Here is a 14092-nt window from a genome sequence, read left to right as displayed (position 1 = left end):
GCGGGCCGATCTTCCGGCAGTAAACCTTTCCCCATAAGGGCGTATCCGGTATTAGCCCTAGTTTCCCAGGGTTATTCCGAACCAGAAGGCACGTTCCCACGCGTTACTCACCCGTCCGCCGCTGACCCCGAAGGGCCCGCTCGACTTGCATGTGTTAAGCCTGCCGCCAGCGTTCGCTCTGAGCCAGGATCAAACTCTCACGTTGAAGAGATTGATCTGGCCGATCACGTGTATTCTCAGACGGAGCCTCACATCGACCAAGTGCCAGACGCTTCACAGCGCCAGAACACCCGTCGGTGAGCTCAGAAAGAAGAACAACAGATCGGCACAAGTCTACTCACGCTAGGTCTTTCGACCTGGCCGCAAGGACAAACGCCGCCCGCGTCTCCCTTCCTCAATCCAACTTGTCAAAGAACGCCTCGGTCGCCCGAGGCTCATCAGAGGCAAACAGAAGACCGCCCGGCAATCCCGCCGGCCAATCCCGCCGCTTGTCAGAAGATGGCTCAGCGCCCGGTCCACTTCCGCGGCCGGCGCCGATGAGCCGGGGTATAGAGCCCTCGAATTTGCCCGTCAACAGCCCTGTTCCATCTCCGGGCTGTTTTTTCGCACGGCCCGGGCGATCGCTGCCGCGACGCCTCCCTGCCCTCTCAGGAGGCCAGAGAGGTCCGGGATCCGGTCAGTACCCCTTCTTCACCTGCGCGAGCGCCGCGCTGAGCCCCTGGGCTACCCGCGCCCGCTCGTCCGGCCCGGCGTCGCGCGCGACCAGCGCCTGCTGCCGGCGCGAGACCAGGGTCAGGCGCTGGAGGCCGTACTCGTCGTCCTCGACCGTCTCGAGCTTGGTCCAGAGCGGATTGAACCGCCACTCCCGCCGCTCACCGCGGTGGCTGACCCGGGCGAGCAGGATCTCGATCTGCGAGATCATCACCTCCTCGAAGGAGCGCCCGCGCCGGAAGCTCACCTTCAGCGCCGCGTAGATCGCCAGCATGTCGAGGCCGAAGAAGCCGGCCACGGGCCAGAAGCCCATGCGCCACGCCCAGACCGACACGGCGACCGAGACCGCGCAGCAGCCGGTCATGACCACCCGGAAGCCGCGCCGGCTCAACGACTGGTGCGGCCGGATCGTCGCGGTGAAGACGGGCCGGTCGATCGTGTCCGGATCGAGCCCGTACGGGTGGACGGAAGGATTGCCGCTCGCCATGCGATCCATATAACGCGCCGATGCCCGCCAGAAAGACTCCCCCGCCCGTGACGGATCGCGCCGGTCGCGCCGCCGCGGGACCGGCCGAGACCGCGTCCGAGACGGTATCCGGGACAGCCCCGACGCGGCGGGGCAAGGGCAGGTCCGGGAGCAAGGCCGTGGGAGCGTCCAAGAAGGCGTCCGGGCGGGCGTCCAAGGGAGCATCCGAGAGCGCCGTCTCCGCGCGGCTCGGGGGTCCGATCGGGCCGGCCGTCACCGCGCAAGTGGACACGGCTCCCGAGGCCGTCGACGCGGCTACCCTCGCCGAGATCTTCCGCCGCTTTCAGGCGGCGGAGCCGGAGCCCAAGGGCGAGCTCCACTACGTCAATCCGTTCACGCTCCTCGTCGCCGTGGTGCTGTCGGCCCAGGCGACCGACCGCGGCGTCAACCTCGCCACCGGCCCGCTCTTCGCGGTCGCCGACACGCCCGAGAAGATGCTGGCGCTCGGCGAGGACCGGGTCCGCGACTTCGTGCGCACGATCGGGCTGTTCAACACCAAGGCGAAGAACGTGGTCGCCCTCTCGCGCATCCTCGTGGAAACGCACGGCGGCGCGGTCCCGGCGAGCCTGGAGGCCCTGCAGGTCCTGCCCGGGGTCGGTGCCAAGACCGCGAGCGTGGTGCTCAACATCGCCTTCGGGGTTCCGCGGATCGCCGTCGACACCCACATCTTCAGGGTCTCGAACCGGATCCCGCTCTTCGTCGGCGCGACGACCGACAAGGTCCAGGCCGGACTCGAGGCGATCGTGCCGGACGCCTACCGCCTCCACGCCCATCACTGGCTGATTCTCCACGGACGCTACACCTGCAAGGCGCGCAAGCCCGAATGCCCGCGCTGCCTCATCGCCGACCTCTGCCGCTACCCGTCCAAGACGATCGATTGACGACCGCACGACGACCGCGAGACGCGCGCGCGACGGGTCGCGAAGGTCGTCCCGGGCACGTCCCGACCGGCCTCCGCAATCCCGCCCTGCGGGCTAACGCGTTGTGCTGGAAGCCCGCTTCCGCTAGTTTGGCGGCCGGTCGCCGGGGCCCTCGGGCAGAGGCCGTCCGGCGGCCCGACCTCGCGTCCGGTCGCCGCGCCGCGGATTCCTCCCCATCGTCGCGCATCAGGAGCCTCGGCCCATGGACTTCCTCAAACCACGGTACACGCCTATGAATCGCCGCCGTCGCATCTACGAGGGCAAGGCGAAGGTCCTCTACGAGGGGCCGGAGCCCGGCACGCTCATCCAGCACTTCAAGGATGACGCGACGGCCTTCAACGCGAAGAAGCACGAGGTCATCGACGGCAAGGGCGTGCTGAACAACCGGATCTCGGAGTTCGTCTTCCAGCACCTCAACGACATCGGCGTGCCGACGCACTTCATCCGCCGGTTGAACATGCGCGAGCAGCTGATCCGCGAAGTCGAGATCATCCCCCTCGAGGTCGTGGTGCGCAACGTCGCGGCCGGGTCGCTGGCGACGCGCCTCGGCCTGGAGGAAGGCACGCAGCTGCCGCGCTCGATCATCGAGTTCTACTACAAGAACGACGCGCTGAACGATCCGATGGTCTCCGAGGAGCACATCACCGCCTTCGGCTGGGCGACGCCCCAGGAGATCGACGACATCATGGCGCTGGCGATCCGCGTCAACGACTTCCTGTCGGGTCTCTTCCTCGGCGTCGGCATCCGGCTGGTCGATTTCAAGATGGAGACCGGCCGCCTCTGGGAAGGCGACATGATGCGCATCGTCGTCGCCGACGAGATCTCCCCGGATTCCTGCCGGCTCTGGGACATCAAGTCCTCCGACAAGCTCGACAAGGACCGGTTCCGCAAGGATCTCGGCGGCCTGATCGAGGCCTATACCGAGGTCGCCAAGCGGCTCGGCATCATGTCGGAGAACGAGAAGGTCCAGGGCGGCGGCCCGCGCCTCGTACAGTAGGCCCGGTCAGGCGCCCGGCCGGCGCAGGGGCGCCGGTCCGGCCTCGGGAAACCCCGCGCGCAGCCGCGCGTGGGTCGAGAGTTCCGGGTCGAAGCCCGGGTGATAATGGGGGTCCTGCACCAGCAGCGACCCCCATCGCGTTCTCAGAGCCGCGATCTCGCGCGCGTGGCGGGCCCGGGCCTCTCGGGTCCAGCGGCGGCTCGCCGCCTCGCGGTGATGGAGGACCGCCCCGGGGACCAGGAGCGTGCGGTAGCCGGCCGCGTTCAGGCGCAGGCAGAGATCGACGTCGTTGAAGTCGACCGCGAAGACCGCCTCGTCGAAGCCGCCGACCGCGCGGAACTTCGCCGCCTCGACGGCCAGGCACGCCGCGGTCACCGCCGACACCGTGTGGGTGACGCGCAGGGTCCCGAGGTAGCCGGGGGCATCGCCGGGAAAGTGCCGGTGCCCGTGGGTGACGAGGCCGCCGGTGCCGAGCACGATGCCGCCGTGCTGGATCCGGCCCTCGCCGTCGAGGAGCTTGGCACCGACCGCCCCCACGTCCGGACGGAGGGCCTCCCGGGCCATGCGGGACAGCCAGTCGGGCCGGAAGGCCTCGACGTCGTTGTTGACGAAGACCAGCAGCCTGCCGCGGGCGCGGGCCGCGGCGGCGTTGTTCATCGCGGCGAAGTTGAACGGCCCGGGCCAGGGGACGACGTGCCCCCTCCCCTCCCCCTCCAGCGCCCGCAGGTAGGCCAGCGTCTCGGGCTCGCGACTGTCGTTGTCGCAGACGATGATCTCGGTCGACGGCCAGTCGGTGCAGCCTCGGAGGCTCTCGAGGCAGGGGCGCAGGAGATCCAGGCGGTCGCGGGTCGGCACGATGAGGCTCGCCAAGGGCCGCTCGTCCGGCAGGGGATGCTCGACCTGCACGAGACCGTCGAGCCCGACGGCCACGCCAACGCCCTCCCGCCCTGTCCGGTCGAGGTGATCGCGCACCAGCGCGTGGTGGGGGACGCGCCCGGTTTCGCCGCCCCGCGTCGCGGTCGAGGCGCCGCGCCGGACCGACAGGATCTCCGGCAGGTGGCCGATGGCGCCGGGACCGAAGCGCTCCGCGATGCGGAATGCGGCCTCGGCGGGACTGCCGGGATCGTCGCCGGGCTCGAGGGCGCCGCGTCGGCAGGCCAGCACGGGTCCGAGATAATCGAGGGCCGCGAGCCGGTCGGCGTCGAAGACCGGCGGCAGAAGCGGCAGCACCGCGCCGCCGGGTCTCTCCTGCACCAAGGCGTCGCCGTACAGCGCCTGCAGGTCGGGCTCGCGCGCGAACGCGGCGGCGATGCGGCCGGGCGCACCGGCGACGAGGACCCCGTCGCCGATCAGGCGGATCGCGTCTGCCGGACCGGCCGGCGCGGGGGGGAAGCCGTCGAGGATCCCGGGCGGCAGGGCGAGCCGATGGTCGATCCCGATCAGGGCGGCGAGCGCCTGCCGGGCGCGCAGGCGCTTACCCGTCACGCGCGCGCGCAGGATCGCGGCCGCCGCCCGGGGATGCGCGAGGAGCTGGCGCGTCGCGCCCACCAGCGCGCGCCAGGAGCGGCGCGACGGTCCGAGATACGTCGCGGCATCGTGGCCCGACGCGCCGTCCGATGCGCCGTCCGACCGCGGCGTCATTCCAGATCCTCGCCGAACGTCGTGACCGACAGGGCGGGGTGGTAGAACGGATCGTGCCGGATCACGGCCCGCCAGCGCTCGGAGAAGCGGGCGGCCTCCTGCTCGAAGCGGGCGCGCTTGGCCCCGACGGACGGACCGCGGCTGACGGATTCGAGATGGGCCAGCGTCGCGGCCGGCGTCCAGACCGTCTTCCAGCCGGCGGCGCCGAGGCGGAGGCAGAAATCGACGTCGTTGAAGTCGACCGGGAATGCCTCGGCGTCGAAGCCGCCCACCGCCAGGTACTTCTCCCGCGCGACGGCGAGGCAGGCGGCCGTCACCGCCGAGACCTCGTGCGCCACCCGCAGCTGGCCGAGATGGCCCGGCGTGTCACCGGGCCGGCGGCGCAGGATGTGGCCGGCCCGGCCGCCGAGGCCGACGACGACGCCGGCATGCTGCAGCGTGCCGTCGCCGTAGAGAAGCTTCGCCCCGACGGCGCCGACCTCCGGCCGGCACGCCTGCCGGACCATGGCCTCGAGCCAGCTCGGCTCCAGCACGGCGACGTCGTTGTTCAGCAGGACGACGATCGTCCCGGACGCCGCGGCGACGCCGGTGTTGACCATCGCGGCGAAGTTGAAGGGCTGCGGGTCCATGAGGATCCGGACGCGCGGATCGCCGCGCAGGGTCGCGTAGTGGTCGAGCACCGCTGGATCGGTGGAGCCGTTGTCGACGATGATCAGCTCGATCGCCGCGTAGGCTGTCTCGTGGAGCACCCCGCGGCAGACGCGGGTGATCAGGTCGAGGCGGTCGCGCGACGGGATGACGACGCTCACCAGCGGCACCGGATCCGGCAGGGGCCACGCGAGGCGAACGGCACCGTCGTGGATCCCGGCGCGGAACAGCGGCTGTCGGGACCGGTGCGCGTCCAGCGCCGCGGTCCGGGCCGACGGGTCGAGACCGTCTCCGGCGGTGCGGGCGAGGATCCGCGGGACATGCGCCACCCGCGCGGCGGTGGTCATCGCCGCGATCGCGATGGCCGGCGCGAGCGCGGCCATCGGGCCGACCGGGCGCGCCATGGCCGCGGCCAGCCACGCCCGCGACAGGAGCAGGGGAAACCCGGGATAGCCGGTCGCCAGGGCGAGGTCCGGGCTCCAGTCCGGCTTCAGTTGCGGGCGACCGTCGGGGCCGACCGCGTCGCCGTAGGCGATGTCCGCTCCCGACAGGGCCTGGGCCAGCAGCGCCAGGGCCTCCGGCTCCGGGACGTCGCCGGGGCGCAGCAGGCACAGGGCGTCCGCCTCGCCGGAAAGTTCGTCGAAGCCGGAAGCCCCATCCCAGGTTCGATGCGACAGCGGCCCGTCGACCGATGCGGGCGGCGTCCCCGCCCACGCGACCTGGATCGACTCGGGACGGTGCGTCTGCGCGTTCAGCGCGTCGCGCGTGGCCGACAGCGCCGCCGCGTCCTCGGCTCGCGCGAGAACGACGCAGCGGATCCGCAGGGCGGAGGGCGCGACGCGGGCGGGCCGGGTCCGGGCGGCGGCCCAGGCCGGGAACCGGGCCATCGGGGTCACCGCGCAGGCGCCGCGCAGGATGTCGCGGTAGCGCCGTTCCGAGCCGCGGGCGCGCTCGTAGAGGGCGGAGACGCAGCGCCAGGGCCTGCGCAGGAGGCACTGCGCGAGCACCTCGACCTCGCGCCGGGCGCCGACCCGCTCGAGGGCGAAGTCCGCACCGGCAGAGAGACGGATCTCCCGGGTATCGGAGGGGATCAGCCCGAGCCAGTGGGCGAGCCCCTGCGCGGCTCCCGGCAGGAGGAAGTCTTGGACCGTCTCGTCAGGCCCTCGCAGGACGCGGAGGATCGGGCGCCGGGGCGCATTCGTCGGATCGCCGGCATAGCTCAGCACGATCCAGCCGGCGGGATGGTCCGGGAGCACGAGGCGGCGATCGAAGACGGGATCGTCCGTGGATTCCAGCCGGAACCGGGTCTTCCGGCCGAGCCAGAGCCTGTCGCGGCCGGTCCGGGCAATCAGCGGGGTCGGATCGCCGAGGCGCGCCGCGGCGTCACTGGGCAGCGTCGCCTCCGCCGGGTGGCGCCGCGGCGACAGCCGGTTTGCGGCGGCGCGGTTTCGCGGCGGGCTTGCCGCCCGCACCCTTGCCGGTCCCGATACCCACCGCGATGTCGTAATCGGCCGTCATGGCGGCCGGAACCTGCAGCTCGTCGGCCACGACCGTGGCGAAGCCCTGCGCCTCTCCGGGCCCGACGATCACGCTGGCCCGCTCGGTGCGGCTCGAGACGGTCTTGCCGTCGTGGCGGATCTGGAACGTCACCGGCACATCGAACCGGCCCGGCGCGCCCGCCGGCCCGAGCAGGACGTTGATCTCGGCGCCCACCTTGACGGTGATCGAGCCGTCCTGACGCCGCGTGCATTCGCGGGCGAGACGGCCGAGGGAGAACTGGGTGCGCACCGTGTCGCCCGCGAGCGTGCGCGAGGCGGCCCCGCCTTCCGCGACCTCGACCGTCGGGCAATAGGCCGGGTCGAGGGCTTCGGGCTGCGACGGCGGGACCGTCGTGCCGCCGTACTTGAACAGGTTGGAGAAGATGTTGCCCTCCTCGGCCCGGCCCGGGGCCGTGGCGGCGAGCGACGCGGCGAGCACAAAGCCGCCGAGCCGGAGAGCGACGGTCCGGCGCCGGGCCATGTCCGGGGACCGCGTGAGGCTCCTGTTCCGATGTCCGATCATCGCACGGCTCCCGAACCGCACCGTCATTTCAGGCTGTCGAACCCGGCCGCGAAGCCCTTCATCGACAGCGGGATGCCGACGCCCTCCTCGGGCGTCTGGAACACGATGAAGGTGGCCTGCGTGCCGTTCTTGAACTGGCGGATCAGCCCGTCATCCATCACGACCTCGGCCACGCACCCGGTGGTGAGGCAGCGGACGAAGCCGGCGCGGCCGATATCCGTCTGGTCGATCTTCAGGCCGAGGCCGGAAGGCAGGAGAACGCCCAGCGGCGCCACCACCCGCAGCAGGTAACCGCGATTGTCGGCGGTCTTGAGGACGATGACCACGAGGGTCAGGTTGGGCCTGTCCTCGGCGGCGAGATACTGGACGAGGGCGCACTGCTCGGCCTTCGCGCCGGCGGGCGTCTCGCAGCGCAGCTGCCAATCGTCGAAGGTCTTGCGCACCATGCCCTGAGCCGCGGCCGGCCCGGCGGGCGCCAGTGCCGCCGCGACGAGGGCGAGGAGAACCGGCAGCGCGGCGCGCCGGAAACGAACGAGCCTCGCGTGAAGCGGCACCACCGATCCCTTCGGAACGCTCCGGCCGAGGACCGGCGGGAGCCGTACAATCGGGCGTGTTCCGACCATGGTCCGCCCCGCGCTGTCAAGCGATGCGGGCGCGGTGTTGCGCGTCGGCGCTACCCGTAACGGTTTCAGCGGCCTAGATTGTGTTCGAACACTCCTCCAGCGCCGGATTTTGACGCCGTGATGCGCCCGCTCACTCTCTCGGCCGCCTGCTTGGTGGCCACCCTCGCGCAGGCGGGAGCCCAGTCCCTGCCGGTCGGAGAGACCACCTACATCGAACGCTCGCTGAACCACTCGGACACGCTGGTGATCGAGCATCCGCCCGTGGCGGCGAACCCGTACGGCCGCCGCAACGGTCAGGCGGCCATCGCCGGCTACTGCAGGGACGGCGGCCTGGTCCGCCGCCGGGACGAGTTCGGCAACCCGGTGATCATCCGCCAGCGGGAGATCTGCGACAGCGTCGCGCCGCGCACCCTCAGCCCCGGGCAGGTCGATCCCCGCCCGAGCTGGCCGGCGGATGCCGTGGCGCGCCAGCGGGTGCTCCGCGTCAAGGGCTGAGGCGGGGCTGAGGTCGGCTCAGCCGTAGCGATGCAGGCCGGTGCCGTGGCGCTTGAGCCACGCTTCGGCAGCGTCGGTGTTCGGGCAGAGCGCCTGCACCAGCGCCCAGAAGCGCGGGGAGTGGTTCATCTCGCGCAGATGCGCCATCTCGTGGGCGACCAAGTAGTCGAGCACCATCGGCGGCGCGAGGATCAGGCGCCACGAGAAGTTCAGCTCGCCGCGGGCCGTGCAGGATCCCCAGCGACTGCGGGTATCGCGCAGCGTGACCCGGACCGGCCGCTGCCCGAGCCGCGCCGCGTAGCGCTCGATCGCTCCGGTCAGGTCGCGCTTGGCCTCGCGGGCCAGGAAGTCGCGGACCCGGCGCGCCACGTGGGCGGCGTCGCACGACACCGACAGCACCGCCTCCCCCTCGACGGACTCGATGCGGACGGGACCGCTCCGGGTGCCGCGCTGGCTGATCCGGTGGGGCTCACCGCGGAGCGGCAGGCTGGCTCCGAGCTCGAAGAGCACGCGGGTCGGCACGCGCGCCAGGCGCGCGGCGATCCACTCCGCGTGGCTCGCCGCGAAGCGCTGCGCCGTGTTGATGGCGGTGCGGCTCGGCAGGGTGATCACGGCCTCGCCGGTGGCGGCCGACACGCGGAGCGTGATGCGGCGCGCGGTCGGCCGCCGACGGAGGGCGATGCGGAGGCTGGCCCCCTCGTGCTGGACCTCAAGATGATCGGGATCGGGGCGACGCAGCAGCGCGAGGGGCATGCGCGACTTCTAGCTGGGCCGGGCCCGGGGCTCCAGATCCCGCGTCTCTGAATCGCCGCGGCGGCCTCAGCTGGCGAGGGCCCGGGTCCAGACGTCGGTCTCGGGGAGGACGAGGAGCGCGGCGGCGGCCAGCGCGATCCCGTACGGGATCCCGGTCTTGGCGTCGTGCAGGTGCAGGGCGAACGGCATGCGCGCGATCCGGCCGGGCAGCGGGTGCGTCCGCGCGAACAGGATCGCCAGGGTCAGGGCACCGCCGAACACCGAGGCCACCAGGAGGTAGTCGCCGAGGCCGTCGAAGCCGAGCCACAGGGCCGTGGCGGCCGCGAGCTTCGCGTCGCCGCCGCCGATGACGCCGAAGGCGAACAGCGTGAACGTGACGAGCAGGACGACCGCACCGGCGGCGCAGTGGAAGCCGATCTCGGTCCAGCTCATCGAGCTCGTCAGGGCCAGCAGCGCGAACCCGGCCACGAGGGCGAGGGAGATCCGGTTCGGGATCAGCATGGTGAGCAGGTCGCTGGCGGCCGCGTAGGCCATCAGGAAGGGAAACAGGATCAGGAGACCAAAACCGGCCGGGCCCAGACCCGCCAGTCCCAGACTTGCCGTCGCTGAACCGACCATCTCGGCGCCCATGTCGTCGCAGCCTGTCGCGTCACACAATGCGGTCCGCCCCGGCGGACTGCCGGCCGGTCCGGACCTCGGATGTGCCGGGCGGCGAGCGCCGCCGCGAACAACGGCGATCCCGGCAGGCCGGGAACCCCCGCCTCTCTCCGGATTGCGAGGAGAGGCGGGATGTCTCGAACCTGCCGCAGATCGGACGGGTCTCGATCAGTTCAGGTTGCCGGAGATCTGGCTGAACTTGCTGGTCAGGCTGGTGCCGACGGTCTTCAGCGCGGTGATGATGGCCACGGCGATGAGGGCCGCGATCATGCCGTACTCGATCGCGGTGGCGCCGGACTCGTCCGAAGCAAAACGCGTGAACAGGGTCTTCATAGAGGGTGATCCTTCGATCAACACAGAGCGAGATAAAACTTGCGCGATGCCCGATGAAGAATTTTCAGGTCTCGATCGGCGGCCTGCACAGACTGCCGATTACGCCTTGAAAATCGGTTAAATCGATCCCGCACCGACCTAAAAGGCTGTCTCGCTGCGAGTTTGGTGAAGGTTGGGTTTCACCGATACGGCACAGTGCCGCGACTTGGTCTTGCTTAGCGCTTCCTTCACGGGTTCCGCGCTAGCCTCGGGCCTCGGGTAGGCTCTCTTCGACCGCCCGCCGTCTTGAGGAACCCCGATGCGTCGCACCCTGTCGATCGCGGGCCGCGCCGGCCTCGTCGTCCTGCTGACGGGCGCCGCGGCCGCGGCCGGCCAGCCCGATCTGCTGCCCGTCGTGACCGTTCTCGTCGACAACGCCAAGGTGCTCCGCCTGCCGGAGAAGACGTCGACCGTCATCGTCGGGAACCCGATCATCGCCGAGGTGACGCCGCAGAAGAACGGCGTCCTCGTGCTCACCGGCAAGAGCTTCGGCTCCACCAACCTGATCGCCCTCGACAACGGCGGCGCCATGATCGCGGAGACGACCATCCGGGTCGAGGCGTCGCGGGACTCGACGATCACGGTGCAGCGCGGTCTCGATCGGGAATCCCTGTCGTGCACGCCGGGCTGCCAGCCGTCGGTGCAGCTCGGCGACTCGGCCAGCTACTTCGGTGCCACGAGCGGTCAGGCCGATGCCCGTCGCAAGCTCGCGACCGGCGGCGGCGCGGGCACGGTCCCGGCGGCCGATCACTGACCGGGCCGGGGTTCCATCGCGACATCAACCGCGGCCTGGGGCAGGATCCCCCGGCCCTCGCCGATTCGCCGCGATGCCGCGGGGGCGCTGACGCCAGGGAGACGTCGAGGCCGATGTCCGCCATCACCCGCAATCCGCCGCCGCCCGCCGTCGACCCGGCCGTGCTGGCGGCCTTCCGCGATGTCTCGACGGCCACGATCAGCGACTGCCTGGCGCGGATGCCGGTCCTGGCCGGCCTGCGCCCGTTCCATCGCGGCGGGGCGCTCGTGGGAACGGCCTTCACGGTCCGCGTCCGGAGCGGCGACAACCTGGCCATCCACCAGGCTCTGGAAGAGGTCCGCCCCGGCGACGTGATCGTGGTCGACGGCGCCGGCGACACGAGCCGCGCGCTGGTGGGCGACATCATGAAGGCCATCGCCGAGAGCCGGGGCGTGGCCGGCTTCGTGATCGACGGCGCCGTGCGCGACACGGCGGCGTTCGCGGGCGCGGACTTTCCCTGCTACGCCCGCGACGCGACGCCGCGGGGGCCGTTCAAGACGGGCCCCGGCGCGATCAACGTGCCGGTCTGCGTCGGCGGCTGGACGGTGAGCCCGGGGGACGTGGTGGTCGGCGACGCCGACGGCGTCGTGTCGTTCCCGCCCGGCGACGCGGCCGCCCTGCTCGACGCCGTGCGGGCGCAGGCGGCCCGCGAGGCGGAGGTCCTGGAGCAGATCCGGGCCGGTCGCTACGACGGCCGCTACGCCCGGGTGGCGAAGGCCTGATCGGGCTGGGCGCCGTCGGGCGCGTGCAGGCGCCGCCACAGGGCATCGGCCGCACCGCCTCGGCCCTCGCGCGTCCGGAACAGCCGGATCTCCACCGGAACGTCCAGCTCCTCTGGGCCTGCCCGCACGAGCTGTCCGCGGGCGATCGCCGCCTCCGCGAGCGTCACCGGGAGCCACGCGACACCGTCGCCGCCCTGGGCCATGGTCATCAGCGTCGCCGCGAGGTGCGACGTGAAGGCCGGCTCGTGGCCGGCCGCTGCCCCGCTCGCCGCCAGGATCCGGCCGAGCCCCGAGGCCTCGCCGTAGGCGAGGTAGCGGACCGCACCGCTCAGGGGCCAGAGCGGCGCCCCTTCGGACGTCGGTGCGCAGAGCGGCACGAGGCTGTCCGCGCCGACGCGGACCGACTCGCAGCGGCCATCGTCCAGGGGCGTGGGGAGGTCCGCGCGGTGGTGGCACAGGAGGAGTTGCACCTCGCCGGCCAGCAGGATCGCCTCGCAGGCCGCCATGCTGTCCGAGATCAGGTTGAGGGCGCCCAGCGTCTCGAAGGGTGCGTGCCGGCGGATCCAGCCGGGAAAGAACGTGAACGACAGCGCGTGCGTGGCCGCGATCGCGAGGCTCGCATCCGCGCGCGCGCCCGCGGCCCGCGCCTCGCGGCACGCCCGGTCCAGGCCCCGCATCAATTCCTCGGCGTGCGGGCGGAAGCCCGTTCCGGCGGCGGTGAGGCCGGCCCCTTGCGCGCTCCGCAGGAACAGGGGCGTCCCGAGCCACGCCTCGAGCGCGCGGATCCGTCGGCTGAAGGCCGGCTGCGTCACGTGCCGGACCTCGGCGGCCCGCGAGAAGGTCCGGTGCTCGGCGAGCGCGAGGAAGTCCCGCACCCAGTCCAGATCCATAGCGCCTCTCCGACAGGACGGGGCCGATGCCGCCCGCGCATCGCGCGCTCCGGAAACGGCATTGGCTGACCGGGGGCCGCCGACGCTATGGCACCGGGACGCACCGGGGAGAGTGAGCCATGCGCATCGTCGACGTCCGCGAGGTCACCAAGCCGATCGCATCGCCGATCCGCAACGCCTACATCGACTTCTCGAAGATGACCACGAGCCTCGTCGCGGTGGTCACCGACGTGGTCCGCGACGGCCGGCGGGTCGTCGGCTACGGCTTCAACTCCAACGGCCGCTACGGCCAGGGCGGCCTGATCCGCGAGCGCTTCCGCGACCGGATCCTGGAGGCCGACCGGGACAGCCTCCTCGTCGATGCGGGCGACAACCTCGACCCGCACCGGGTCTGGGCCGCGATGATGCGCAACGAGAAGCCCGGCGGCCACGGCGAGCGCTCGGTGGCGGTGGGCACCCTCGACATGGCGATCTGGGACGCGGCGGCGAAGATCGCCGGGAAGCCGCTGTTCCGGATGCTCGCCGAGCGGAAGGGCGTCGCCGCCGACCCGCGGGTCTTCGTCTACGCGGCCGGCGGCTACTACTATCCCGGCAAGGACGATTCCGCCCTCCGCGCCGAGATGCGCGGCTATCTCGACCGCGGCTACACCGTCGTGAAGATGAAGATCGGCGGCGCACCGCTCGAAGAGGACCGGCGCCGGATCGAGGCCGTGCTCGCCGAGATCGACGGACGGGGCCGTCTCGCGGTGGACGCCAACGGCCGCTTCGATCTCGAGACCGCCATCGCGTACGCCCGGATGCTGCGGCAGTACCCGCTGTTCTGGTACGAGGAGGCGGGCGACCCGCTCGACTACGCGCTCCAGGCGGCGCTCGCGCCCTACTATCCCGGGCCGATGGCCACCGGCGAGAACCTGTTCTCGCACCAGGACGCGCGCAATCTCCTGCGCTACGGCAACATGCGGCCCGACCGCGACTGGCTGCAGTTCGACTGCGCGCTGTCGTACGGGCTCGTGGAGTACCTGCGCACCCTCGACGTGCTGGCCGAGTTCGGCTGGTCGCCCGCCCGCTGCATCCCGCATGGCGGGCACCAGATGTCGCTCAACATCGCGGCCGGCCTCGGCCTCGGCGGCAACGAGAGCTACCCGGACCTGTTCCAGCCCTACGGCGGCTTCCCCGACGGGGTGCGGGTCGAGGACGGCCACATCACCATGCCGGACCTGCCGGGCATCGGCTTCGAGGGCAAGTCGGACCTCATCGCGGAGATGCGCGCCCTCGCGGCGTAG

General features: G+C 71.7%; 15 protein-coding genes and 1 rRNA gene. 6 read left to right on the top strand and 10 right to left on the bottom strand.

Features of this window, described 5'->3' with window-relative positions:
• A 16S ribosomal RNA gene (locus tag BM419_RS09330) occupies window positions 1–205 on the bottom strand; the annotation flags it as partial.
• 471 nt (window positions 206–676) lie between these two features.
• A complete protein-coding gene (locus tag BM419_RS09325) occupies window positions 677–1198 on the bottom strand; it encodes a DUF2244 domain-containing protein (RefSeq protein WP_020092482.1) in 522 nt (173 codons plus the stop codon).
• A 239-nt stretch (window positions 1199–1437) separates the two neighbouring features.
• Between BM419_RS09325 and nth the strand changes: the two genes are divergently transcribed.
• Window positions 1438–2118, top strand: coding sequence for an endonuclease III (gene nth / locus BM419_RS09320; protein WP_091926281.1), 681 nt, complete (start codon window positions 1438–1440; stop codon window positions 2116–2118).
• Between the two features lie 241 nt (window positions 2119–2359).
• Window positions 2360–3154 carry a phosphoribosylaminoimidazolesuccinocarboxamide synthase gene (gene purC / locus BM419_RS09315; protein WP_010684691.1) on the top strand — a complete coding sequence of 265 codons (795 nt, stop codon included), beginning with the start codon at window positions 2360–2362 and terminating at the stop codon, window positions 3152–3154.
• Window positions 3155–3160: 6 nt separating this feature from the next.
• Here the strand turns inward: purC and BM419_RS09310 are convergent, their stop codons facing one another.
• Genes BM419_RS09310 through BM419_RS09295 form a run of 4 tightly spaced genes read right to left on the bottom strand, consistent with a single transcriptional unit; the run spans window position 3161 to window position 8016 of the window.
• Window positions 3161–4795: a glycosyltransferase gene (locus tag BM419_RS09310; protein WP_091926264.1), complete on the bottom strand. Its 1635-nt coding sequence runs from the start codon at window positions 4793–4795 to the stop codon at window positions 3161–3163.
• Window positions 4792–6915: a glycosyltransferase family 2 protein gene (locus tag BM419_RS09305; protein WP_244540730.1), complete on the bottom strand. Its 2124-nt coding sequence runs from the start codon at window positions 6913–6915 to the stop codon at window positions 4792–4794. The genes BM419_RS09310 and BM419_RS09305 overlap by 4 nt, the downstream gene beginning before the upstream one ends.
• The gene (locus tag BM419_RS09300; protein ID WP_244540729.1) at window positions 6827–7504 is read right to left on the bottom strand and encodes a hypothetical protein; all 678 of its coding nucleotides are present in this window, start codon (window positions 7502–7504) and stop codon (window positions 6827–6829) included. Before BM419_RS09300 ends, BM419_RS09305 begins: the two co-directional genes overlap by 89 nt.
• Before the next feature lie 23 nt (window positions 7505–7527).
• Window positions 7528–8016 (bottom strand): invasion associated locus B family protein, encoded by a 489-nt coding sequence (locus BM419_RS09295; RefSeq protein WP_210383334.1) that lies wholly within the window; start codon window positions 8014–8016, stop codon window positions 7528–7530.
• A 231-nt stretch (window positions 8017–8247) separates the two neighbouring features.
• Here BM419_RS09295 and BM419_RS09290 point away from each other — a divergent pair, with 231 nt between their 5' ends.
• Entirely contained in the window at window positions 8248–8622 is a 375-nt protein-coding gene (locus BM419_RS09290) for a hypothetical protein (RefSeq protein ID WP_020092489.1), read from the top strand.
• A gap of 18 nt (window positions 8623–8640) precedes the next feature.
• On the opposite strand, the gene BM419_RS09285 is transcribed toward BM419_RS09290, so the two are convergent.
• From BM419_RS09285 to BM419_RS09275, 3 genes are all read right to left on the bottom strand, one after another.
• On the bottom strand, window positions 8641–9375 hold the full coding sequence (locus tag BM419_RS09285; protein WP_091926262.1) for a M48 family metallopeptidase: 735 nt from the start codon (window positions 9373–9375) through the stop codon (window positions 8641–8643).
• Between the two features lie 66 nt (window positions 9376–9441).
• Entirely contained in the window at window positions 9442–9993 is a 552-nt protein-coding gene (locus BM419_RS09280; protein ID WP_042669679.1) for an A24 family peptidase, read from the bottom strand.
• 207 nt (window positions 9994–10200) lie between these two features.
• Window positions 10201–10365 (bottom strand): Flp family type IVb pilin, encoded by a 165-nt coding sequence (locus BM419_RS09275; RefSeq protein ID WP_012320434.1) that lies wholly within the window; start codon window positions 10363–10365, stop codon window positions 10201–10203.
• A gap of 298 nt (window positions 10366–10663) precedes the next feature.
• Between BM419_RS09275 and BM419_RS09270 the strand changes: the two genes are divergently transcribed.
• Entirely contained in the window at window positions 10664–11158 is a 495-nt protein-coding gene (locus BM419_RS09270) for a pilus assembly protein N-terminal domain-containing protein (protein ID WP_020092492.1), read from the top strand.
• 113 nt (window positions 11159–11271) lie between these two features.
• Complete coding sequence (locus BM419_RS09265) at window positions 11272–11919, top strand: RraA family protein (protein WP_020092493.1); 648 nt, start codon at window positions 11272–11274, stop codon at window positions 11917–11919.
• On the opposite strand, the gene BM419_RS09260 is transcribed toward BM419_RS09265, so the two are convergent.
• Window positions 11895–12809 carry a LysR family transcriptional regulator gene (locus tag BM419_RS09260; RefSeq protein WP_091926261.1) on the bottom strand — a complete coding sequence of 305 codons (915 nt, stop codon included), beginning with the start codon at window positions 12807–12809 and terminating at the stop codon, window positions 11895–11897. The two genes, BM419_RS09265 and BM419_RS09260, sit on opposite strands and share 25 nt — an antisense overlap.
• 119 nt (window positions 12810–12928) lie before the next feature.
• On the opposite strand from BM419_RS09260, the gene BM419_RS09255 reads away from it, so the two are divergent.
• Window positions 12929–14092 carry a mandelate racemase/muconate lactonizing enzyme family protein gene (locus tag BM419_RS09255; RefSeq protein WP_091926260.1) on the top strand — a complete coding sequence of 388 codons (1164 nt, stop codon included), beginning with the start codon at window positions 12929–12931 and terminating at the stop codon, window positions 14090–14092.

Source organism: Methylobacterium sp. yr668, assembly GCF_900116245.1.
Taxonomy (GTDB): Bacteria; Pseudomonadota; Alphaproteobacteria; order Rhizobiales; family Beijerinckiaceae; genus Methylobacterium.
The sequence above is the reverse complement of the archived record's forward strand: the minus strand, read 5'-3'. Positions and strand labels throughout refer to the sequence as shown.

Excerpts from the sequence above, each read along its gene's own strand:
- BM419_RS09325 (WP_020092482.1), bottom strand. The coding sequence starts at position 1,198 with ATGGCGAGCGGCAATCCTTCCGTCCACCCGTACGGGCTCGATCCGGAC.
- purC (WP_010684691.1), top strand. The coding sequence starts at position 2,360 with ATGGACTTCCTCAAACCACGGTACACGCCTATGAATCGCCGCCGTCGC.
- BM419_RS09310 (WP_091926264.1), bottom strand. The coding sequence starts at position 4,795 with ATGACGCCGCGGTCGGACGGCGCATCGGACGGCGCGTCGGGCCACGAT.
- BM419_RS09300 (WP_244540729.1), bottom strand. The coding sequence starts at position 7,504 with ATGATCGGACATCGGAACAGGAGCCTCACGCGGTCCCCGGACATGGCC.
- BM419_RS09290 (WP_020092489.1), top strand. The coding sequence starts at position 8,248 with ATGCGCCCGCTCACTCTCTCGGCCGCCTGCTTGGTGGCCACCCTCGCG.
- BM419_RS09285 (WP_091926262.1), bottom strand. The coding sequence starts at position 9,375 with ATGCCCCTCGCGCTGCTGCGTCGCCCCGATCCCGATCATCTTGAGGTC.
- BM419_RS09280 (WP_042669679.1), bottom strand. The coding sequence starts at position 9,993 with ATGGTCGGTTCAGCGACGGCAAGTCTGGGACTGGCGGGTCTGGGCCCG.
- BM419_RS09275 (WP_012320434.1), bottom strand. The coding sequence starts at position 10,365 with ATGAAGACCCTGTTCACGCGTTTTGCTTCGGACGAGTCCGGCGCCACC.
- BM419_RS09270 (WP_020092492.1), top strand. The coding sequence starts at position 10,664 with ATGCGTCGCACCCTGTCGATCGCGGGCCGCGCCGGCCTCGTCGTCCTG.
- BM419_RS09265 (WP_020092493.1), top strand. The coding sequence starts at position 11,272 with ATGTCCGCCATCACCCGCAATCCGCCGCCGCCCGCCGTCGACCCGGCC.
- BM419_RS09260 (WP_091926261.1), bottom strand. The coding sequence starts at position 12,809 with ATGGATCTGGACTGGGTGCGGGACTTCCTCGCGCTCGCCGAGCACCGG.
- BM419_RS09255 (WP_091926260.1), top strand. The coding sequence starts at position 12,929 with ATGCGCATCGTCGACGTCCGCGAGGTCACCAAGCCGATCGCATCGCCG.